Genomic DNA, 20,424 nt, shown 5'->3' with positions numbered 1-20,424 from the left:
ACCCCCGGACCACCCTGATGCCGCCCTGGCGCCCGTCCGGCGCGACACCCGGACGGCCCCGGGAAGGGACCCGAACGGCCCCGCCGGGCGTTCGGAGCAAATTTCGACCGGCCTCGGACCGCCCCGGCCCGGCTTCGCCGTCCGCCACCCGGTCCTTCCGACACGACCTGCAAAGACGCGCTGCAGAACACCCCCCGCAAGGGCGGGCTTTCTGTCACGATTCCGATGGGACGGTCCGAACAAGCGGACCGCCTCTGGCGCGGGGGCGGCCAGATTTCCGCGTTGCCCGTGCGCGCCGACAGCCGAGACCGATGATCTTGGGAGTGTCCCTGGTGGCGTACTTCGCTGCAGTGCTTGCTCGCACCGAGGACGGGTGGGATGTGAGCGAGACGGAGCTCGACGACGTCGAAACCCTCGCCGATCTGGCCGACCTGGCCCGCGGATCCGCCCAGGACGACGACAGCGTCCTGATCTTCATCGAACAGGAGGACGCCTGGTTCGCCGTCGTCCGCGTGGACGGCGAGGAGGACCCGCGGATCTTCGTGTCGGACGGCGCCGCGGCCGCCCGCAGCTCCTACGGCTCCGTCCTCACCGACGAGTTGGTCGACCAGGCCGGCGAGAGCGAGTTCGGCGACCTGGACCACCTGCTGGACGAGGCCGAGGAGGCCGAGGAGCAGGACGAGGAGGACGCCGACGCCCGCGGCGGCGTCCCGGTCGGCCCGCTCGGCGACGCCCACCTGCTCACCGAGTTCGGCCTCGCCGCCGACGAGCTGCTGGCGCTCAGCGGCGAGGGCGCGGTCCCGGGCGACGCCCTTGAGGAGATCGCCGAGGCCCTGGGCTGCGGCGAGGTCCTGGAGGCCGTCCGGTAGCGGCGTCGGCCATGCCGGTGTCCACCACCGGATACCCGACACTGGATGCCATGCAGCCCGCATCCACTCCGCTGACCGTCCCGCACGTTCCCCCGCTGCCCGCCCCCGTCCGCCCCGACCCGGTCCGCGACCGCTGGGCGGCGCCGATGCGCCTCGCCATGGCCGAGGCCGCGCTGGCGCCGGCCACCGGGGACGTACCGGTCGGGGCCCTCGTCCTGGACCCGGACGGCGAGGTGATCGGACGCGGCCACAACGAGCGCGAGGCGGTCGGCGACCCGACCGCGCACGCCGAGGTGGTCGCGGTCCGGCAGGCCGCGGAGAAGACCGGGGAGTGGCGGCTGAGCGGCTGCACGCTGGTCGTCACGCTGGAGCCGTGCACCATGTGCGCCGGTGCCATCGTGCTGTCCCGGATCGACCGGGTGGTCTACGGCGCCCTCGACGAGAAGGCCGGCGCGGCCGGCTCGCTCTTCGACGTGATGCGCGACCGCCGGCTCAACCACCGGCCCGAGGTGATCCCGGGCGTCCTCGCCGACGAGTGCGGCGCGCAGCTGCGCGCCTTCTTCGACACCCACCGCTGAGGGCCCGCCGGGCACCGCGGTGATACGGATTTCGTGACTGCGCCACCCCTCCGGTAGAGTTCCTCTCGGTAGCGTGTCCGAGCGGCCAAAGGAGCACGCCTCGAAAGCGTGTGTGGGGGCAACTCCACCGTGGGTTCGAATCCCACCGCTACCGCTCGAGAGCCCGAGGGCCCGTCCGATCCGGACGGGCCCTCGGCGTTTGTATGCCCACGTCGCGGGAGCCGCAGGGCACCGCCGGAACGGCCCCGGACATGGGAACGGCTCCGTACCCCGGGCCGATGACCACCGGTGCCCGGTCCGTACGGAGCCTGGAGGGGGAGCGGTTCGGGGGGACTGACCGCTCCCCCGGCGGAGTCCCACAACCGGCGCCGCGTCGGGGGGAAGCCGCGGCGACCGGTCCCACAGCGGGGAGCTCCGGATCCATGCACCGGGGATTCCTGCCAGATCCTCGGTACGTCTTCCATCCTGCCGTCCGGCCCGCGAGCGGGCATCCGGAGAAAGGCCCCACTCGCGGGGACCTTCGTCCCGCCGGCCGAACGCGTCGCACACTTGATAGCCCGTCCGGGTGGATAAGCTGCCCCCTGCAGGCCGCTCGGGGACCGGATGACGGCGGCCCACAGCTGGGAGGAAGAGGTCACCCGATGGCGCAGGCGAAGAAGATCGGCATGGCCCTCCTGCTCATCTTCGTGCTCTACTCGATCATCACCTCACCCTCCCGGTCCGCCGAGCTGGTCCAGCTCGGCTTCGAGGGGATCTCGAACGCGGCCAAGGCCGTCGGCACCTTCATGACCGGTCTGATCAAGTGACGGACGGCCCGCACCCATTCGGGTAGCGGTCGGCCCCCTGGCACCGGCTACGGTGAGCGGGACCCTCTGTCCCCGTCCGCGAGGAGCGGCAATCGTGATCCGCCACCTGGTCCTGTTCAAGCTCAACGAAGGCGTCAGCAAGGACGAAGAGCGCGTGCTCGCCGGCGCCAAGGCCTTCGACGCGCTCGGCTCGGTGATCCCCGAGCTGCGCGAGTGGGAGTGCGGCTGGAACACCACCGAGCGCGACATCGCGTACGACTACGCGATCAACAGCCTGGTCGAGGACCGCGACGCCCTCCAGGCCTACCTGACCCACCCGGACCACCAGGCCGCGGCCGGCCTCTGGCGCGAGTTCGCCACCTGGGTGATCGCCGACGTCGAGGTCTGAGCACCCGTCCGGCCCCACCCGTCCGACCCGGACCACCCGAAGCCCGACCCCGGCGCTTCCCCCGGACGGACCGCGGCGCCCCGTCCGGCTTCCGGGCGGGGCGCCTTGCTCCGTCCCGGAACGATCCCTGCGGCGGTTCGCCGGCCGGCCCGGGAAAGGTTGAACGGCCCACCAACACACCTCCATCGGGTGCTTGCCCGACCTGCGCCCACCTTGTGATGCTATGACCGGTTTTGCCGGACATGGCGAGGTCGTGAACCCGCCGTGGCACCCGCTCCGCAGGGCCCGCCGTTGACGACTTTGGGAGGGGTGAGGTGTCCGTGGACGAAGTGCTGGCTGCGATCACCAGCCCGGCCGGCGAGCTCCGACGGACCGGCTGCGCGGCCCCGGCGGCCGCCCCGCCGTGGACGTCCGGACGCTGACCCGGGTGCTGTTCGAACGGCTCGCCGAGCTGCCCCCGGACGCCCCCGAGCGGGAGCGGGTCCGGGCCGCCCTGATCGAGGTGAACATCCCGCTGGTCCGCTACGCCGCCACCCGCTTCCGCAGCCGCAGCGAGCCGATGGAGGACGTCGTCCAGGTCGGCACCATCGGCCTGATCAACGCGATCGACCGCTTCGACCCCGGCCGCGGCGTCCAGTTCCCCACCTACGCGCTGCCGACCATCCTGGGCGAGATCAAGCGCTACTTCCGGGACAACGTCCGCACCATGCACGTCCCGCGCCGGCTCCAGGAGCTGTGGGTCCAGGTCAGCGGCGCGATGGAGGAGCTGACGGTGCTGCACGGCCGGGTGCCCAAGGTGCCCGAGATCGCCGCCAGCCTGCGGATCCCCGAGGAGGACGTGCGGGCCTGCCTGGACGCCGGGCGGGCGTACAACGCGGCGTCCCTGGAGGCGGCACAGGAGCACGAGGGCGGGCTCGCCCTGCTCGACCGGCTCGGCTACGAGGACTCCGCGCTGGCCGAGGTCGAGCACCGGGACATGGTCCGCCACCTGCTGGTCCAGCTCCCCGAGCGGGAGCGGCGGATCGTGATGCTGCGGTTCTTCGCCAACCTGACCCAGTCCCAGATCAGCACCGAGCTGGGGATGTCCCAGATGCACGTGTCCCGGCTGCTCTCCCGGATCCTGACCAGGCTTCGGACCGGCAACTCCTGGGAAGAGTGAGATTGCAGCGAGTTACCCCGGCGTGACATCTTGCGACGTTTGGGTTTGCCGTGGACCGTGTTCCGGTATGCAGGGGGAAGGCCCTCGCCGGGAACCACCGCGCGACGGCCCCCGTTCAACTGACAGTCACAAGGGGGTGGGTGCATGTCCGGAGAGCTGGGCACTGCGGAGATCCACGCTGGCGGCCAGGCCAACGGCACGGCCGTCGTCGAGGACCTGGTCCCGCGGCAGCGGGTCGAACCGGCCCGGCCGCCCGGCCCCGACACGGGACCGGAGACGCCGCCCGGCTCGGTGCTGGACACCCGGACGCTCTCCCGCTCGCTGTTCCTGCGGCTGGCCGCGCTGGACCCGGGCAGCGCCGAGCACACCTACGTCCGCGACACCCTGATCGAGCTCAACCTGCCGCTGGTCCGGTACGCCTCGGCGCGCTTCCGCAGCCGCAACGAGCCGATGGAGGACATCGTCCAGGTCGGCACGATCGGCCTGATCAAGGCGATCGACCGGTTCGACCCGGAGCGCGGGGTGGAGTTCCCCACCTTCGCGATGCCCACCGTGGTCGGCGAGATCAAGCGCTTCTTCCGGGACACCAGCTGGTCGGTCCGCGTTCCGCGCCGGCTCCAGGAGCTGCGGCTGGCGCTCACCAAGGCCGGCGACGAGCTCTCCCAGCGGCTGGACCGCTCCCCCACCGTCGCCGAGCTGGCGGCCTGCCTGGGGGTCAGCGAGGAGGACGTGGTCGAGGGCCTCGCGGTCGGCAACGCGTACACCGCCAGCTCGCTCGACTCCAGCACCGGCGAGGAGGACAGCGACGGCCCGCTGGCCGACCGGCTCGGCTACGAGGACCTCGCGCTGGAGGGCGTCGAGTACCGGGAGTCGCTCAAGCCGCTGCTGGCCAAGCTGCCGCCGCGCGAGCGCCGGATCATCATGCTGCGGTTCTTCGGCAACCTCACCCAGTCGCAGATCGGCGAGGAGATCGGGATCTCCCAGATGCACGTCTCGCGGCTGCTCACCCGGACGCTCACCCAGCTGCGCGAGGGGCTGATCAACGAGGGCTGAGCCGACCACCGGGAGCCGGGCCGCCCCGCTCGGCTCCCGGGTCGTCCAGCAGGTTGGCGCGCAGCCCGGCCAGCACCTCCCCGTCCAGTCCGAGTCCGTCCCGCCAGTAGGCGTCGAAGCCGCCCCAGCCGGCCGCGACCTCGGCGAAGGCCGCGTCCAGGTAGCCGCCGTCGGCGCGGAAGACCGGCAGGAGCAGCTCGGGCTCGCGCATCAGGCCGCGGGCCCCGAAGTCGTCCAGCACCCGCCGTACGACCGGGGCGGAGCGCTCGTTGGTGAGCAGGTAGTCGGCCAGGACGGTCTCCCGGTCCACCCCCAGGGCGGTCAGCAGGAGGGCCGCGGCCCAGCCGGTGCGGTCCTTGCCCGCCGAGCAGTGGAACAGCAGCGGCGGCCCCTGAGGGTCCGCCAGCAGCCGTAGCAGGGCGGCGAATCGCTCGCGCGCCACCCGGTCCGTGACGAACCACCGGTAGAGGCCGGCCATCCGGGCGGCCGCCCGGCCGTCGCCGAGCAGCGCCCGCTGGCGCTCCGGGTCGTGGTCCGCCAGCGCGTCGCGGACCAGCAGGACGATGTCGAAGTCCGGTGCCAGCAGCGGGAGATGGTGGAGCGTCACACCGCCGGGCAGGTGGTCCAGACCGGTCTCGCGGACTTCGGCCATGCTCCGCAGGTCCACCACGCTGTGCAGGCCGAGCGCGCCGAGCGGGCCGAGGTCCTCGGCGGTGACACGGTTCAGGCCATCGCTGCGCAGTGCCACCCCGGGCCGGAGAATCCGCCCGTCAGCCGTCCGGTACCCGCCCAGATCACGGGCATTCAGCGCACCGCGCAAACCGAGACTGCGTCCGACCAGCGGCGTTCCGCCCGCCTCCGGTGACGCATTCCGTACGCTCGGGAATCCCCCGGACTCGGTATGCTGATCGACCATGTGAGCACCTCCATTGCATATTCGGACTGTCACATGGCACAGCCGTGCCCGATATTGCATGAACCTGCCCAACTGGGCGGCGAGATGTGCAAGAGTGTCATGCGCAACGACGACAGTGTAGGTGTCCCGCCCGCCCCACTGGGCCGCACCGTCGGTAACCACGTGTAGCAGTCAGCTTCCGGTTTTTCATTTTCAATTCACTATTTGCGCCGCCGGTCCGGTTCCGGTCACAATCAGCGCCTTCATGGCTTCGCCATGAACGTTGGTAACAGGTTCGCTGCACTCTCGCCCAATTGGTCCCTCGCACCACCGTCCCTCGACCAGGATGGGCCCGGGCAGCCTGCTGCCCGCGAACAGCTACACGGGCAGGCGAGCGCCGAGCAGCGTGACGCCTGCACCAAGGGGAGGATCACCATGGGTCGAGCGACCCGAAGAGTCGCCGCGTGCGCGGCGGCAGTCCTGCTGGCCAGCGGCTTGCAGACCACCCTGGCCCACGCCGACGCGGCGCCGCCCAGGATCGACCTCACCGTCCTGGTCGTCGACGACGGCGGCCCGTCCGTCGCTGCCATCACCGCCGAGTTGAAGAGCCAGGGCACGCCCTACAAGGTCATCAGCCTCAATGACCCCAACCGCCCCGTCATCAACTCCGCTTTCCTGAGCGACACGCTGAACGGCCAGCCCCGCGGGAAGTTCCAGGGCATCGTGCTGCCCAACGAAAACCCCTTCCCCAACAGTGCCACCGAGATGACGGCGATCGCGACCTACGAAGCCGCATTCAACGTCCGCCAGATCGACGCGTACACGTGGGCCAACCCGGCGGTGGGGCTGAACTACGCCCAGAATCCCGGATTCGTGGGCACTCTCGACGGATTCCAGGGCGCCACCACCGCGGCCGGAACTTCGGGCCCGTTCGGGTACCTCAAGGGCAGCGTCCCGTTCGAGGACAACGACCCGAACGTCGGCGAGAGCTACGGCTACCTGGCCACTCCGCTCGCCAGCCTGCCGGCCGGCGCCTCGTTCGTCCCGCTGGTCGACGCGCCGATACCCAACACGGCCAGCCGCGGTTCGCTGGTCGGCGAGTACACCCACGACGGCCGCAAGGAACTGGTCGTCACGTTCGTCTACAACCAGTACCAGCAGCAGTACCGGCTGCTGGCCCGCGGCATGGTCGACTGGCTCACCCAGGGCGTCCACCTCGGCTACGACCGCAACTACTTCGCCACCCACGTGGACGACGTCTTCCTGGCCGACGACCGCTGGGACACCGTGCTCAAGTGCACCCCCGGCGACGTCACCTGCCCGCCCGGCACCCCGGACACCGCCAACCCGATCCGGATGACCGTCGACGACGCCAACCACCTCAAGCAGTGGCAGGCCGCCAACAACTTCACCCTGGACATGGTGTTCAACGGTGGCGGCAGCGAGGACTGGAAGGCCGACCACCAGACCACGGTGGACCCCACGGCGAACCAGATGATCGCCGACCAGAGCAACTACCGGTGGGTCAACCACACCTACACCCACCCGTACCTGGGCTGCGAGCAGAACGTCACCGTGGTGCCGTGGGTCTGCGCCAAGAACACCGCGGGCGCCACCGTCTGGGTCGACCAGAACACCATCTCCTCCCAGATCAAGACCAACGCCGACTGGGCCACCGCGAACGGCCTGGGCTTCGACCCGCAGTCCCTGGTCACCGGCGAGCACTCCGGCCTGCTGACCGCCCCGCAGGAGACCAGCGACAACCCGAACCTGGCGCCGGCGCTGGCCGCCAACGGCATCAAGTTCACCGCCAGCGACGCCTCCCGCGAGACCGGTCAGCGGCCCGTCGGCTCCGCCCTGACCGTGCCGCGGTACCCGATGAACGTCTTCTACAACGCCGGTACGGCGAAGGAGGAGGCCGACGAGTACAACTGGATCTACACCAGCAAGGCCAACGGCGGCAGCGGCGTCTGCGAGAACAACGCCAACTCCACCTGCCTGCCCCAGCCGCTGGACACCACCACCGGCTACCAGTCGTACATCGTGCCGCTGGAGGCCCGGATCGACCTCGGCCACGTGCTGAGCAACGACCCGCGGCCGCACTTCGTGCACCAGTCGAACCTGTCCGAGGACCGCATCCTGTACCCGGTGCTGGAGAAGATCCTCGGCACCTACCGCTCGCTGCACGCGGACAGCGCCCCGATCGTGAACCTGAGCCAGCGCGAGATCGGCCAGGAGTTCCAGCGCCGCGCGGCCTGGAACACCGCCCTCGCCTCCGGCCAGGTCACCGCCTACCGGGTCGGCAGCACCGTCACCGTCAACGCGCCGTCCGGCGTTCAGGTCCAGGCCACCATGCCGACCGGAACCGCTCAGAAGCTGGCCATCGGAACGGGCGGGTTCGGTTCGTCCTACGCCGGTACCCTCTCGGGTTGGGTGTCCCCGGGCGCGCTGCAGAGCAGCGTCACCCTGCAGCTGCCGTCCGCGCCGGCCGCCCCGGCCCCCGTCGCGCCGGGCGTCGCGGCCAAGTCCGTCCCGGCCCCGGCGCCGGCGGACAAGAAGGTCGTGCCGCAGGGTGTCGCCACCCCGGTCCCGGTGGGGCCGAGCGACACCACCCGCAAGCCCGCTCCGTCCCTGGTCCCGGGTAGCGGAACCCCGGTGCCCGGCAAGGATGTCCTCGCTGGCACCATCGGTCAGGGCGGCAACGGCCACGACGACAAGGCTGCGACGAAGAACGGCAAGGCCTCTGGGGGGACGGCCACGCCGAGCAGCACCACCGGACGCTCCGGCAACCGGTAACCGGTAACCAGCACCACCCGCCACGGCTCCCGTTCCGGTCATCCAGGCCGGAACCTACGCAAGAACAGGAGGGGGGACAGGAATGCGCGTCACCCTGCTCACCGAGGGGACGTATCCGCACCAGCACGGCGGCGTGAGCGTCTGGTGCGACCAGCTCGTTCAGGGCATGCCGGACGTCGAGTTCGACGTCATCGCCGTCACCGGAACCGGCCACGAGCCACTGGCCTGGGAACTGCCCGCCAACGTACGGTCGGTCACCACCGCGCCGCTGTGGGGGCCCGCCTCGGAGGGCCGAGCGCCCCGCGGCAAGGAGATGCGGCGCTTCCTCAACGCGTACGAGCGCTTCCTGCACTCCATCCTCGACCCGGTCTACACCACCCACTTCGGCACCGAGCTGTACAACTTCGCCGACCTCGCCCGGCACGGGCTGCTCAGCCCGGCGCTGCGCAGCGAGCGCGCGCTGCGCACCCTCCAGCAGGTCTGGACCCGCGACTACCTGCCGACCGCCGTCTCCCGGCCCACCCTGCACGACGCCCTGAACGCCACCGACCTGCTGGAGCACGCCCTGCGGCCGCTCTCGGTCGAGCCGCCCAAGGACGGCGTCGCGCACGCGGCCAGCGGCGGCCTCGCCACCCTGCCGGGGCTGATCGCCGCCCAGCAGTACGGCGTACCGTTTCTGCTCACCGAGCACGGCATCTACCTGCGCGAGCGCTACCTCGGCTACCGCACCGGCCCCTACCGCTGGCCGGTCAAGGCGCTGCTGCTCGGCTTCTACCGGATGCTCGCCGAGGAGAGCTACCGGCAGGCCGCCCTGGTCACCCCCGGCAACCGGTACAACCGGCGCTGGGAGGAGCGCGGCGGCACGCCGTCCTCGCACATCCGCACCGTCTACAACGGGGTGGACCCGGCGGCCTTCCCGCCGGCCGGCCCCGAGCCCGAGACGCCGACCCTCAGCTGGGCCGGCCGGGTCGACCCGATCAAGGACCTGGAGACGCTGATCCGGGCCTTCGCCATCGTCCAGCGGGAGATCCCCGAGGCGCGTCTGCGGCTCTTCGGCGGCACCCCCAAGGGCGGCGAGGCGTACCGGGACGGCTGCATAGCCCTGGCCGCCGAGCTCGGCATAGCCGACTCGGTGGCCTTCGAGGGCCGCGTCGCCGACATCACCGACGCGTACGCGGCGGGCAACGTGGTCATGCTCTCCAGCATCAGCGAGGGCTTCCCGTTCACCCTGATCGAGGCGATGTCCTGCGGCCGCGCGACCGTCTCGACCGACGTCGGCGGCGTGCGCGAGGCCGTCGGCGACACCGGACTGGTCGTCCCGCCGCGCGAACCCGAACCGATGGCGGCCGCCGCGATCGAGCTGCTGCGCGACGCCGAACGGCGCGCCCGGCTCGGCGAGGGCGCCCGGCTGCGGGTGATCGAGCAGTTCACCCTCCGCCAGAACATCGACGGCTTCCGCGGCATCTACACCGAGCTCCTGGGCACCGCCCGCTGGATGCCCGGCGGCATGGTCGCCGTCACCGACCAGGTCCCCAGCCCCGACTGGGACCAGCAGCTGGCCGCCGCCCGCCCCGAGCCGAGCGAGGTCGGCGCGTGAACGGGCACGGCGACAGAACCATCGATAGGCGCGTGTCCCGCTCAGCGGCCGCCGAGCACAACGAGGTGGATGCATGAGCGGTCCGTTGCGACTGATTCCGGGCGAGGCCGGCCCCGACCAGACCGTGCAGCTGCGCGCCCTGCCGCTCAAGCGCCGCCGTCCCGCCCCGTCGGAGCAGGAGCCGGAGCCGGAGCCGGAGGACGCGCTCTACCTCCCCGCGGACCCGCTGGACGAGCTCGCCGAGCGCCTGCGCGACGTCTGCGCCGACGCCGTCCACCCGTACGAGATCGCGGCCTTCCTGGAGTCCGACGGCCTGTCGGACGAGCAGGCCGCCCTGCTGTACGGCCGCCCCGACGCGTTCACCGTCGCCGAGGAACTGTTCGAGAAGGTCGAGCGCCGCTACCCCGGCCCGAGCTCCGAGTTCGCCAACCCCTGGCGGGCCGACCCCTGGCGCTGCGTGGTGCGCGGCCTGGTGTTCGCCCTGCCAGGGCTCGGCTACCTGCTCGGCGCCAACCTGTTCGCGACCACCCGGATGCGCTTCGGCCTGCCCTCGGGCATGCTCGCGCTGTCCGTCGCCACGCTGGTCAGCTGGGGCTTCAACCAGGCGCTGGCGCACCGCTCCTACCGCTGGCTGGGCCGGCTGCGCCGCCGCGAGGCCGCGGTCTGCCTGGCCGTCGGCGCCCCGGTCGGCGCGCTGGTCGCGGCGGCCGCCGCGTACGTGGTCGGCGGGCCGCTGGGCGCGCTGTGCTTCGCCGCCGGGCAGTCCTGCTACCTGGGCGCGGCCACCGTGCTGCTGGTGCTCGGGCGGGAGAAGTTCCTGCTGCTGGCGCTGGCCCCGGCGTCGGTCGGCGCGGGCGTGGTGCTGGCGGCGGACGTCCCGCAGCCGGTCCGTACGGTCGTGCTGCTCGTCTCGCTGGTGCTGGCGGTCGGACTGGCCGTCCGGGAGCTGCTGGTCTGCATCCGCGGCGGCGAACGCGAGTCCGTCGAGCTGAGGCTGCCGGTCCGCCAGGAGGTCCCGCACCTGCTGTTCGGCCTGGCCTGCGGCGCGCTCACGCTGATCGCCGGCCTCGGCGGGACGATCCACCAGGCCGTGCAGTCCGGCGGCCTCCCCGCGCAGGCCACGTCGACCACCCCGACCGGACCGGCCATGATCGCGCTGACGCTCAGCCTGGGCCTCGCCGAGTGGCTGCTCTTCCGCTACCGGGCGATGGCGGTGGCCGCCCTGCGCACCAGCCACACCAGCGGCCAGTTCACCCGCCGCACCGGCGGGATCCTGCTCGGCTGCCTGTTCATCTACCTCACCACCGTGGCCGCGCTGGACGCCGCCGCGACCGTGCTGTGGCCCGGCGCCCCCGCGCTCGGCGTGCCGCAGCTCGGCGCGATGCTGCTCCTCGGCGGCTCGCTCTGGCTGGCGCTGCTGCTGAACGCCTTCGGGTTCAGCTGGAGCACCGCCCTCGTCTGTCTGGCCGCCGCGGTCGCCGAGAGCGCCGGGCTGCTGGCGGGTGCGGACCCGATCGTCCTGCAGCTGATCGGCTGCGGGACGGCCGCCTTCGTCCTCACCGCACTGGCCGGGCCCGCGCTCGGCCGCACCACCCAGCACCGCTGAAAACGCACCACCCAGCACCGCTGAACACATCGAATATCCCGCACGCCTCCTTCGCGTGCACCGCCGTACCCGTTCCACCTGAGACACCCACCGGGCCAACGGCGGCCGGCCACCCCAGTGCGTCCGGCCGCCCCGGCAGATCGAGAAAGCGACATCCGCATGAGCAGCGTTGCGGTTACCGGAGCCGAGGGCTTCATCGGCTCCCACCTCGTCGAGACCCTGGTCGCCGACGGGCACCACGTCCGCGCGATGGTCCAGTACAACTCGTTCTCGTCCTTCGGCTGGCTGGAGACCCTGTCCGAGGAGGTGCTGGACTCGGTCGAGATCGTCCTCGGCGACGTCCGGGACCCGGGCTCGGTCAACGGCCTGGTCAAGGGCACCGAGGCGGTCTACCACCTGGCCGCCCTGATCGCGATCCCGTACTCCTACCGCGCCCCCCACTCGTACGTGGACACCAACGTCACCGGCACCCTGAACGTGCTGGAGGCGGTGCGCCACCAGGAGATCCCCCGCCTGGTGCACACCTCCACCAGCGAGACCTACGGCACCGCGCAGACCGTGCCGATCACCGAGGACCACCCGATCAACACCCAGTCCCCGTACGCCGCCTCCAAGGCCGGCGGGGACCGGCTGGCCGACAGCTACCACGCCAGCTTCGAGACCCCGGTCGTCACCCTGCGCCCGTTCAACACCTTCGGCCCGCGCCAGTCGATGCGCGCCGTCATCCCGACCGTGATCGCCCAGGTCGCGGCCGGCCAGACCGAGATCACCCTCGGCGACCTGCGCCCGACCCGCGACTTCACGTTCGTCAAGGACACCGCCAACGCCTTCCGCACGGTGGGCACCGCGCCCGCCGACACGGTGGTCGGCCGGACCTTCAACGCCGGCACCGGCGGCGAGATCTCGGTCGGCGACCTGGTCACCCTGGTCGGCAAGCTGATGGGCGTGGACCTGGTGGTGAAGGAGGACGAGCAGCGCATCCGTCCGACCAACTCCGAGGTCATGCGCCTGGTCGCGGACGCGACCCGGCTGCGCGAGGCCACCGGCTGGGCCCCGAACTTCAGCCTGGAGCAGGGCCTGGAGCAGACCACCGAGTTCTTCCGCGACCCGGCCAACCTGGCCCGCTACAAGACCGACATCTACAACGTCTGACCCGCCCCGACCGATCTTGCTCGTCCTGGTAACCAAGGTTCGTGTCCTGCACATCCTTTCCGTGGGGGAAACACCATGCACGCAGTGATCCTGGCCGGCGGTAAGGGCGTCCGTCTCCGCCCGTACACCACCGCGCTTCCCAAGCCGCTCGTCCCGATCGGCGACCAGCACGCGATCCTGGAGATCGTGATGCGCCAGCTCGCCGCCGCGGGCTTCCAGAGCGTCACCCTGGCCATCGGCCACCTCGGCCACATCATCCGCGCCTACGTCGGCAACGGCTCGCAGTGGGGCCTGCGGGTCGGCTACGCCGTCGAGGACAGCCCGCTCGGCACCATGGGCCCGCTGCTCACCATGCAGGAGCGCCTGCCCGAGCACTTCCTGGTGATGAACGGCGACATCCTGACCGACCTGGACTTCGCCGGGGTGCTCAAGCACCACGAGGCGTCCGGCGCCCCGCTGACCATCGCCACCTACGCCCGCCAGGTCAAGATCGACTTCGGCGTGCTGACCTCCGAAGAGGGCACCATCACCGGCTTCCAGGAGAAGCCCAGCATCGACTACCGCGTCTCGATGGGCGTGTACGGCGTCTCCCGCTCGGCGCTGGCCAAGTACACCCCCGGCCTGCCGCTGGGCTTCGACGAGCTGGTGCTCGACCTGCTGGCCGCCGAGACCCCGCCCGCCGCGTACGAGTTCGGCGGCTACTGGCTGGACATCGGCCGGCCCGACGACTACGACCGGGCCAACGCCGAGTTCTCCACCATCCGTCCGGTCCTGATGCCCTTCGAGTCGAGCGGCATCACACCGGGTGTCGCGGAGCTGCCGATCCCGGCCGCCCGCACCGCCCCGGACGACGCGACCACCGAGCCCGCCACCGCGGGCGCCGAGAGCGACGGACGGGCCGCGTGAGAATTCTGCTCCTCGGCGGCGACGGCTTCCTCGGCCGTCACGCCACCGCCGTCCTGCGGTCAGTGCCCGGTGCCACCGTGCTGACCGCGGGCCGGCGGCCCGCCCACGACCTCCGGCTGGACCTGGCCACCGCCCAGGCCGGCCCGCTCGGCGAGGAACTGTCCGCGCTGGCCCCCGACGCGGTGGTCAACTTCGCCGGCGCGGTGGCCGGCAGCGCGGTCAAGCTCGCCGAGGTGAACGCCCGCGGCCCGGCGGTGCTCTGCGAGGCGCTCTCCCTCGGCGCCCCGAAGGCCCGCCTGGTGCACATCGGTTCGGCCGGCGAGTACGGCGTCTGCGCGCGGGGTGAGTCCCTCGCCGAGGACGCCGACGCCCGCCCGGTCGGCGTGTACGGCGCGACCAAGCTGGCCGGCTCCCTCGCGGTGGCCGGCTCGCCGCTGGACGCCGTGGTGCTGCGGGTGTTCAACCCGGTCGGCCCCGGCGCCCCGGCGGGCTCGCTGCCCGGGCGGCTGGCCGCCGAGCTGCGCCGGGTGGCGCCCGAGGGCGCCGACGGCGTGATCACGGTCGGCGACCTCTCCGCCTACCGCGACTTCGTCGACGCCCGGGACGTGGCGAAGGCGGTCGGCCTGGCCGTCACCGCCGACCGTCCGCTCCCCCGGGTGCTCAACCTGGCCTCCGGGCACGCCCGGCAGGTCCGGGCGATCGCGGACGGGCTGGTCGCCGCGGCCGGCTTCACCGGCCGGATCGACGAGAGCGGGGCGGGCTCCGAGCGCTCGGCCGCGGTCTCCTGGCAGCAGGCCGACGTGTCGGCCGCCGACCGGGAGCTCGGCTGGCGGCCGGAGACGGACCTCGCCGACACCCTGCGCGACCTGTGGCTCGGCACCGCCGGGCCCACGCCCGACCCGGTGGTCGCATGACCGCCGGGCAGACCCCCGACGGCCGCCTGCTGGTGCCGCTGTACGTCCACCCCGCGGTGGACCCGGCGGCCTGGCAGGCGGTCGCCGCCGCCGACCCCGCCCGGATCGCCGCCGTCGTGCTCAACCTCGCCGACGGTCCGGGCGAGTTCCCGGACCACGTCTTCGCCGAGGCCGCCGACGAACTCCGCGCCGCCGGACTGCCGTTGGTCGGCTACACCGACACCGACTACGGCCGCCGGCCGCACGCGGCCGTGGTGGCCGACATCCTGACGTACCGTCAGCGCCACGGCATCACCGGCGTCTACCTCGACCAGGTCTCCACCCACCCGGGTGCGCTCGCGCACTACCGGCGGCTGGCCACGGCCGCCCGCGCGGCCGGCTGCGGCACCGTGGTGTTCGGCCACGGCGAGCACCCGGACCCGGGCTACGCCGAAGTCGGCCTGGCCGACCTGCTGGTGACCTTCGAGGGCGACTGGGACGCCTACCGCGCCATGACGCTGCCGCTGTGGACCGGCCGGCACGCGGCCTCCCGCTTCTGCCACCTGGTCTACGACGTCCCTTCCGAGCACGCCCAGGACGCCGCCGCCCTGATCGCCGCCCGGCGAGCCGGCGTCGGCTGCGCCGTACCGGGGGCCGGGGAGAACCCCTGGCGCACCCTGCCGTACGGCCTGAACGCCGCCGAACTGACCTGACCCGATCCGGAGTCCGACTACCGTGAACCGCCGCAACCACCGGCACCTCCCGGCCGCCCTGGCCCTCGCCACCGCCACCGCCCTGCTGGTCAGCTCGTGCAGCAGCTCGGGATCGGAGGACGACCAGGACTCGGCCGACGGCACCCCGAGCAACTCCCCCGCAGCCACCGCGCCGAGCACCCCCGGCACCCCCGACCCGAGCACCACCGAGCCGGGCACGCCGACCCCCGCGCCCACCGCTCCCGGCACCACCGCGCCCGCCCCGGGCACGCCCGGCAGCAGCACGCCTCCCGGCACCCCGCAGGGCACCGGCACCCCGCCGGGCAACCCGGCACCGCCGGCCGGCGCCCGCTGGCAGCCCGCCCCGGGCCTCGCCTGGCAGTGGCAACTCGGCGGCGGCGTCGACCAGTCGGTGGACGTCCCGGTCTACGACATCGACGGCTTCGAGAACGACGCCTCGGTGGTGGCCGCGCTGCACGCCAAGGGCCGCAAGGTGATCTGCTACATCAACGCCGGCTCCTGGGAGGACTTCCGCCCCGACTCCGCCGCCTTCGCCAAGTCCCTCCAGGGCTCGGACACCGGCTGGAAGGGCGAGAAGTGGTTCGACATCCGCAAGCTCGACCAGCTGAAGCCGCTGATGGCCGCCCGCTTCGACATGTGCCGGAGCAAGGGCTTCGACGCCGTCGAGCCGGACACCATCGAGGCGTACAACCAGAACAGCGGCTTCCCGCTGACCCCGGACGACCAGCTCAAGTACAACCGGATGCTGGCCCAGCTCGCCCACGAACGCGGCCTGGCCATCGGCCTGAAGAACGACCTGGACCAGATCCCGGCCCTGCTCCCGGACTTCGACTTCGCGGTCAACGAGGAGTGCGCGCAGTTCGACGAGTGCGACCGGGTCGCGCCCTTCGTCAAGGCGGGCAAGGCGGTCTTCCACGTCGAGTACAAGCTCGACACGGACCAGTTCTGCGGCAAGGCCAAGTCGCTGGGCTTCAGTTCGATGCGGAAGAAGCTCGAACTGAACGCCTGGCGCAAGCCCTGCTGAGGTGTTCGTCTTCCGTCGCGCGGGTGACCCGGACGAGGGTCACCCGCGCGAGGGTCACTTGACCGCCAGCCAGACGACGGCGCCCAGGACGACCAGCACGACGACGGCGACCAGCGCGATCACGCCGGTGCGGCCGCTGCTCTTGCTGCTGCCGTAGGTGGAAACGTTGCCCGGGGCCTGGGGCGCCGGGCTCTCGTCGACGAACGCCCGGAACATCTGGGTGCTGCCGGCGGGGTCGTAGTCGTTGTCAGCCATGGCACGGACTCTAACGAATCGGCCCACCTCGGGCACACCCCGGACCCCCGTCGCGCGGACCACACCACCCTTCCGTGCAACAGCCTCGTGAAGACCGCGGGGTTCCCGGAATGCCGGGCCGGGCCATGGGGTTGACTGCCTTCATGACCGGAAACCACAGCCGGGTGAGCCTCGGCACCTCCGACCTGTCCGTCTTCCCGCTCTCCCTCGGCGGCAACGTCTTCGGCTGGACGGCCGACGAACAGCAGTCCTTCGCCGTCCTGGACGCCTACGCGGCGGCCGGCGGAAACTTCGTCGACACCGCCGACGTCTACTCCTCCTGGGCCCCGGGCAACACCGGCGGCGAGTCCGAGACCGTCCTCGGCAACTGGCTGCGCAGCCGCGGCAACCGCGAGGACGTCGTGATCGCCACCAAGGTCGGCATGCTCGCCGAGCGCGGTGGCCTGGGCGCCGCCAACATCAAGGCCGCGGCCGAGGACTCGCTGCGCCGCCTGGGCGTCGAGCGGATCGACCTCTACTACACCCACCGGGACGACGACACCCCGGTCGAGGAGTTCGTCACCGCGCTGGACGAGCTGGTCCGCGAGGGCAAGGTCCGGGCGGTCGCCGCCTCCAACATCTCCGCCGAGCGGCTCACCGAGGCGCTGGCCTTCGCCGAGCGCGAGGGCCTGGCGAAGTACGTCGCCGTCCAGCCGCACTACAACCTGGTCTCGCGCGGCACCTTCGAGGGCCCGCTGGCCGACGTGGTCGCCGAGCACGGCCTGGCCACCGTCCCGTACTACGCGCTGGCCTCCGGCTTCCTGACCGGCAAGTACCGTCCGGGCGCCGACGGCGTGGCCAGCGCCCGCGCCGAGGGCGCCGCCCGCTACCTGGCCGAGCCGCGCGGCCCCAAGGTGCTGGAGGCGCTGGACACCGTCGCCGCCGAGCAGGGGGTGGAGCCCGCCTCCGTCGCCCTGGCCTGGCTCGCCGCCCGTCCGACGGTCGCCGCCCCGATCGCCAGCGCCCGCACCGTCGAGCAGCTCCCGCCGCTGCTGGTCGGCGCCACCCTGCAGCTCACCCCGGAGCAGACCGCCCTGCTGGACGCCGCCTCCGCCTGAGCCGGATCCGGCACCGCGGCCGCTCCGAACGCGGTCCTGGCCCCGACAGCGGCGCGCTGTCGGGGCCCGGTACGGCCTTCGCCGTTACGGCCGCGCGGTCACGGCCGCCCGAAGTGGGTGGGGTAGTAGCCCTGGCTGAGGGTCGAGATCCGGACGGTCGTGCCCGGCCGGGGAGCCTCCACGAACTTGTTGCCACCGAGGTAGATCCCCACGTGGTGGATCCCCGAGGCCCGGCCGCTGTCGGACCAGAACACCAGGTCGCCGCGGCGCAGCTGCCCGGCGCTGATCGGCGTGGTCGCCGCGTACTGGTCGTCGGCCACCCGCGGCAGGCTGATCCCCGCGCGCCGGTAGGCCTGCTGGACCAGCCCCGAGCAGTCGTAGCCGGACGGGCCGTTGCCGCCCCAGACGTACGGCTTGCCCAGCTGGGCGAGCGCGTAGTCGATGGCCGACTCCATGTTCCCGGAGGCCGGTGCGGGGTTCGCCGACGGACGGCTCGCGGGGGGCGCGGGCTGCGCGGGGGTCCGGGCGGAGCCGCCGGACTGCCCGGTGCGGCTCGCGTAGACGTCGTAGTGGCTGGTCCAACGCCACTCGCCGGAGCCGTTCTTGAACCAGTACTTCGAGCCGTCCCAGCCCTGCTTCCCGGCCGCGGCGTGCGCGGATCCGGCGCCGGCCGTCAGGCCGACGACGCCGGCGCCCGCCAGCACGGTGGTGGCCAGGCAGGTGCCCCGCACGGCCCGGTGTATTCGGCTGCCGCCGGCCGCCGCCGCGGAGCGGGCGGTGCGCGGCCGGACGACGCAGTTCGGGCAGCCGCAGCCCGCGAGCGCGGGGATGCTGCCGAGGCGCTCCTCGAAGCCGATCAGTCCGGGATCGCCGTCGGGGCCGATACCGGACTCGGCGTACGCGCCGGTGGCTATCCTCATGCGGGTCGTCCTTCCTTCCGCCCGGCACGGGCGGCCGGGGACGGTACCGAGGCGGCCACTCCGGCCGGGGCGACGAAGGCGACCAGCAGCTGCTCCATCAGCGCGCTGCGGGCGGCCTCGTCCAGTTCGTGCGCGGTGGCCCGCTCCAGCCGGCGGACGGCGAGCGCCGCGGCCTCGACCGCGTCGTCCACCAGCACCGTGCGCAGGCCCGCGTCCAGGTCGGCCAGTCTGCGCCGGCGCATCGACTCGGCCACCTCGGGCGCGTAGTCCAGGGCCAGCGGCTGCACCGAGTAGACCTCCAGGCCGGCCGGGGCGACCTCGGCGGCCAGCGCCCTGGTCATCTCGTCGGCGAACCACTGCCCGTCGCGCAGCGCGGGGCCGGGCGCGGCGTTGCTGTCGCAGGGCAGGGTGGACGCGGTGCGGGTGAGCACGGCCTGGACCTGCTCGCGCAGATAGCTCTCGTGGTCCTCGATCGCGAGCAGCGCCCGCGCGGTGTCCTTGACCCGCCAGACGATCAGCAGCCGGACCACGATCGGCGTGCCGGTGCGGTCCACGACCTTGACCGGCTCGCTGCGCCAGTGCCGCAGCCGCACGTCCACCCGGCGGCGGCGCAGCAGCGGGTTGACCCAGACCAGGCCGGTCCGGCGGACGGTGCCCCGGTAGCGGCCCCAGCGGGTCAGCACCCGGGTCTCGCCGCCCGCGTTGGCCAGCAGCCCGGCGAGCGTGAACACCACCAGCAGGCCGGCGGCGGCCACCGCGGCGATCCACGGCGCGTCCACCTCCACCCGGCCGCTCTCCCGCGCGGCGCTGCCGCGCAGGTCGGGCAGCGCGTCCCAGTACGGGATGACGCCGGTGCGCAGCAGCACGAGCAGCACGCCGCCCACGCCGATCAGCACCGCCAGCAGGGCCAGCCAGCCGGGCAGCGCGGTGGCGCGCTGCTCGCGCAGCGCCTGGTCGGCGCGCGGCGGGCGCCGGGAGGTGGTGGCGGTCAGGGCCCCGGCCACCGTGGGGTCCGGGAGTTCGACGGTCTCCGGGGCGGCCGACTCCAGCGGGTCCCGCAGGTCCGCCGAGCCGCCGTGGGAGGGGCTCGGGACGACGGCCAGCGGGGTGGTCGCCGGACCGCTGTCGGCCGGGCCGCCCGGCTTGAGGGTCTTGACGGCGGTGGTCCCGGCCAGCAGGCCGGAGCCGACGGCGGAACGTTCCGGCAGGGCCGGCGGGAGCGCCTTGGGCAGGTTGTCGGGTCGCTGCGAAGAATCGCGGGTGACGTCCATGCACGGATCCTCTGGGTCGGTGTGTCGCGCAACGGGCGGCCCGGATCTGACGGGCAGTGCCAGGGTCAGGCTAAGTTCATACGTCATCAAATGCGACATTTGAGCCGAGGTGTGTCGACATTTACTGACGAATCATCCAAAGCCGACCTGACGCGCAGGCACATGAACTGATGGTCGGGACAGTTCGGCGCAGTTCAGCGCCGAGGAGCACCTGGCCTGCGGGCGAACACCCGACGGGTGATCAGCCCGAGGCCGGTGAGCACCAGCAGGAATCCGGCGATTCCACCGCGCCAGCCGGTCGCCCCGGACCGCCCGGACGCGCCCTGCGCGGTCTCCACCGGCGGCGCCGCCAACGGCGGAACCGCGTCCCCGGCGGAGACGACCGGGTCGGCGGCTCCGGCCGGTGAGGGCCCGGGCCGCACCGC

General features: G+C 72.6%; 18 protein-coding genes, 1 tRNA gene and 2 pseudogenes. 16 read left to right on the top strand and 5 right to left on the bottom strand.

Annotation, left to right across the window (positions count from 1 at the left end; translation table 11 throughout):
* Positions 1-311: 311 nt before the first annotated feature.
* The 7 genes from AE652_RS06290 to AE652_RS06265 all read left to right on the top strand — a co-directional run bounded on the left by AE652_RS06290 (position 312) and on the right by AE652_RS06265 (position 4,853).
* Positions 312-869, top strand: a complete 558-nt coding sequence (locus AE652_RS06290; RefSeq protein ID WP_049650157.1) for a tRNA adenosine deaminase-associated protein — start codon at positions 312-314, stop codon at positions 867-869.
* A 50-nt stretch (positions 870-919) separates the two neighbouring features.
* Positions 920-1,447, top strand: coding sequence for a tRNA adenosine(34) deaminase TadA (gene tadA, locus AE652_RS06285; RefSeq protein ID WP_082345357.1), 528 nt, complete (start codon positions 920-922; stop codon positions 1,445-1,447).
* Between the two features lie 67 nt (positions 1,448-1,514).
* A tRNA-Ser gene (locus AE652_RS06280) sits at positions 1,515-1,601 on the top strand.
* A gap of 487 nt (positions 1,602-2,088) precedes the next feature.
* Positions 2,089-2,253, top strand: a complete 165-nt coding sequence (locus AE652_RS47275) for a hypothetical protein (RefSeq protein ID WP_181970620.1) — start codon at positions 2,089-2,091, stop codon at positions 2,251-2,253.
* Positions 2,254-2,347: 94 nt separating this feature from the next.
* Entirely contained in the window at positions 2,348-2,641 is a 294-nt protein-coding gene (locus AE652_RS06275; RefSeq protein WP_049650156.1) for a Dabb family protein, read from the top strand.
* Between the two features lie 376 nt (positions 2,642-3,017).
* Positions 3,018-3,800, top strand: a complete 783-nt coding sequence (locus AE652_RS06270; protein WP_049650155.1) for an RNA polymerase sigma factor SigF — start codon at positions 3,018-3,020, stop codon at positions 3,798-3,800.
* Between the two features lie 144 nt (positions 3,801-3,944).
* Positions 3,945-4,853, top strand: coding sequence for an RNA polymerase sigma factor SigF (locus tag AE652_RS06265; RefSeq protein WP_049650154.1), 909 nt, complete (start codon positions 3,945-3,947; stop codon positions 4,851-4,853).
* Here AE652_RS06265 and AE652_RS06260 read toward each other — a convergent pair.
* Positions 4,840-5,769: a tyrosine-protein phosphatase gene (locus AE652_RS06260; protein ID WP_234348243.1), complete on the bottom strand. Its 930-nt coding sequence runs from the start codon at positions 5,767-5,769 to the stop codon at positions 4,840-4,842. The genes AE652_RS06265 and AE652_RS06260 overlap by 14 nt on opposite strands.
* Before the next feature lie 414 nt (positions 5,770-6,183).
* Here AE652_RS06260 and AE652_RS06255 point away from each other — a divergent pair, with 414 nt between their 5' ends.
* The 8 genes and pseudogenes from AE652_RS06255 to AE652_RS06220 all read left to right on the top strand — a co-directional run bounded on the left by AE652_RS06255 (position 6,184) and on the right by AE652_RS06220 (position 16,456).
* Entirely contained in the window at positions 6,184-8,544 is a 2,361-nt protein-coding gene (locus AE652_RS06255) for a hypothetical protein (protein ID WP_234348242.1), read from the top strand.
* A gap of 82 nt (positions 8,545-8,626) precedes the next feature.
* Positions 8,627-10,141, top strand: coding sequence for a GT4 family glycosyltransferase PelF (pelF, locus tag AE652_RS06250; protein ID WP_049650152.1), 1,515 nt, complete (start codon positions 8,627-8,629; stop codon positions 10,139-10,141).
* 73 nt (positions 10,142-10,214) lie between these two features.
* Positions 10,215-11,747, top strand: a complete 1,533-nt coding sequence (locus tag AE652_RS06245; protein WP_049650151.1) for a hypothetical protein — start codon at positions 10,215-10,217, stop codon at positions 11,745-11,747.
* A 159-nt stretch (positions 11,748-11,906) separates the two neighbouring features.
* On the top strand, positions 11,907-12,899 hold the full coding sequence (locus AE652_RS06240; RefSeq protein ID WP_049650150.1) for an SDR family NAD(P)-dependent oxidoreductase: 993 nt from the start codon (positions 11,907-11,909) through the stop codon (positions 12,897-12,899).
* Between the two features lie 75 nt (positions 12,900-12,974).
* Positions 12,975-13,676: pseudogene (locus tag AE652_RS06235) on the top strand (NDP-sugar synthase); the annotation flags it as partial.
* Between the two features lie 125 nt (positions 13,677-13,801).
* The gene (locus AE652_RS06230; RefSeq protein ID WP_049650149.1) at positions 13,802-14,719 is read left to right on the top strand and encodes an NAD(P)-dependent oxidoreductase; all 918 of its coding nucleotides are present in this window, start codon (positions 13,802-13,804) and stop codon (positions 14,717-14,719) included.
* Entirely contained in the window at positions 14,716-15,411 is a 696-nt protein-coding gene (locus AE652_RS06225) for a spherulation-specific family 4 protein (protein ID WP_049650148.1), read from the top strand. The genes AE652_RS06230 and AE652_RS06225 overlap by 4 nt, the downstream gene beginning before the upstream one ends.
* A gap of 22 nt (positions 15,412-15,433) precedes the next feature.
* A complete protein-coding gene (locus AE652_RS06220; protein ID WP_049650147.1) occupies positions 15,434-16,456 on the top strand; it encodes an endo alpha-1,4 polygalactosaminidase in 1,023 nt (340 codons plus the stop codon).
* A 54-nt stretch (positions 16,457-16,510) separates the two neighbouring features.
* On the opposite strand, the gene AE652_RS06215 is transcribed toward AE652_RS06220, so the two are convergent.
* Positions 16,511-16,711 (bottom strand): hypothetical protein, encoded by a 201-nt coding sequence (locus AE652_RS06215; protein ID WP_049650146.1) that lies wholly within the window; start codon positions 16,709-16,711, stop codon positions 16,511-16,513.
* Positions 16,712-16,854: 143 nt separating this feature from the next.
* On the opposite strand from AE652_RS06215, the gene AE652_RS06210 reads away from it, so the two are divergent.
* Complete coding sequence (locus AE652_RS06210) at positions 16,855-17,808, top strand: aldo/keto reductase (protein ID WP_049650145.1); 954 nt, start codon at positions 16,855-16,857, stop codon at positions 17,806-17,808.
* 98 nt (positions 17,809-17,906) lie between these two features.
* Here AE652_RS06210 and AE652_RS06205 read toward each other — a convergent pair whose 3' ends face one another.
* The 3 genes and pseudogenes from AE652_RS06205 to AE652_RS46215 all read right to left on the bottom strand — a co-directional run.
* Positions 17,907-18,728: a C40 family peptidase gene (locus AE652_RS06205; protein ID WP_049650144.1), complete on the bottom strand. Its 822-nt coding sequence runs from the start codon at positions 18,726-18,728 to the stop codon at positions 17,907-17,909.
* Complete coding sequence (locus AE652_RS06200) at positions 18,725-19,999, bottom strand: SPFH domain-containing protein (RefSeq protein ID WP_049650143.1); 1,275 nt, start codon at positions 19,997-19,999, stop codon at positions 18,725-18,727. The genes AE652_RS06205 and AE652_RS06200 overlap by 4 nt, the downstream gene beginning before the upstream one ends.
* A 194-nt stretch (positions 20,000-20,193) precedes the next feature.
* Positions 20,194-20,424 (bottom strand): annotated as a pseudogene (locus tag AE652_RS46215) (hypothetical protein); the annotation flags it as partial.

This window comes from Kitasatospora sp. MY 5-36 (assembly GCF_001182915.1).
Lineage (GTDB): Bacteria > Actinomycetota > Actinomycetes > Streptomycetales > Streptomycetaceae > Kitasatospora.
Note: the sequence above shows the minus strand (reverse complement) of the source record. Positions and strands in the feature narration are given on the sequence as shown.

Coding starts and splice junctions, on each gene's coding strand:
- AE652_RS06290 (WP_049650157.1), top strand. CDS start 312: ATGATCTTGGGAGTGTCCCTGGTGGCGTACTTCGCTGCAGTGCTTGCT.
- tadA (WP_082345357.1), top strand. CDS start 920: ATGCAGCCCGCATCCACTCCGCTGACCGTCCCGCACGTTCCCCCGCTG.
- AE652_RS47275 (WP_181970620.1), top strand. CDS start 2,089: ATGGCGCAGGCGAAGAAGATCGGCATGGCCCTCCTGCTCATCTTCGTG.
- AE652_RS06265 (WP_049650154.1), top strand. CDS start 3,945: ATGTCCGGAGAGCTGGGCACTGCGGAGATCCACGCTGGCGGCCAGGCC.
- AE652_RS06260 (WP_234348243.1), bottom strand. CDS start 5,769: ATGGTCGATCAGCATACCGAGTCCGGGGGATTCCCGAGCGTACGGAAT.
- AE652_RS06255 (WP_234348242.1), top strand. CDS start 6,184: ATGGGTCGAGCGACCCGAAGAGTCGCCGCGTGCGCGGCGGCAGTCCTG.
- pelF (WP_049650152.1), top strand. CDS start 8,627: ATGCGCGTCACCCTGCTCACCGAGGGGACGTATCCGCACCAGCACGGC.
- AE652_RS06245 (WP_049650151.1), top strand. CDS start 10,215: ATGAGCGGTCCGTTGCGACTGATTCCGGGCGAGGCCGGCCCCGACCAG.
- AE652_RS06240 (WP_049650150.1), top strand. CDS start 11,907: ATGAGCAGCGTTGCGGTTACCGGAGCCGAGGGCTTCATCGGCTCCCAC.
- AE652_RS06225 (WP_049650148.1), top strand. CDS start 14,716: ATGACCGCCGGGCAGACCCCCGACGGCCGCCTGCTGGTGCCGCTGTAC.
- AE652_RS06215 (WP_049650146.1), bottom strand. CDS start 16,711: ATGGCTGACAACGACTACGACCCCGCCGGCAGCACCCAGATGTTCCGG.
- AE652_RS06210 (WP_049650145.1), top strand. CDS start 16,855: ATGACCGGAAACCACAGCCGGGTGAGCCTCGGCACCTCCGACCTGTCC.
- AE652_RS06205 (WP_049650144.1), bottom strand. CDS start 18,728: ATGAGGATAGCCACCGGCGCGTACGCCGAGTCCGGTATCGGCCCCGAC.
- AE652_RS06200 (WP_049650143.1), bottom strand. CDS start 19,999: ATGGACGTCACCCGCGATTCTTCGCAGCGACCCGACAACCTGCCCAAG.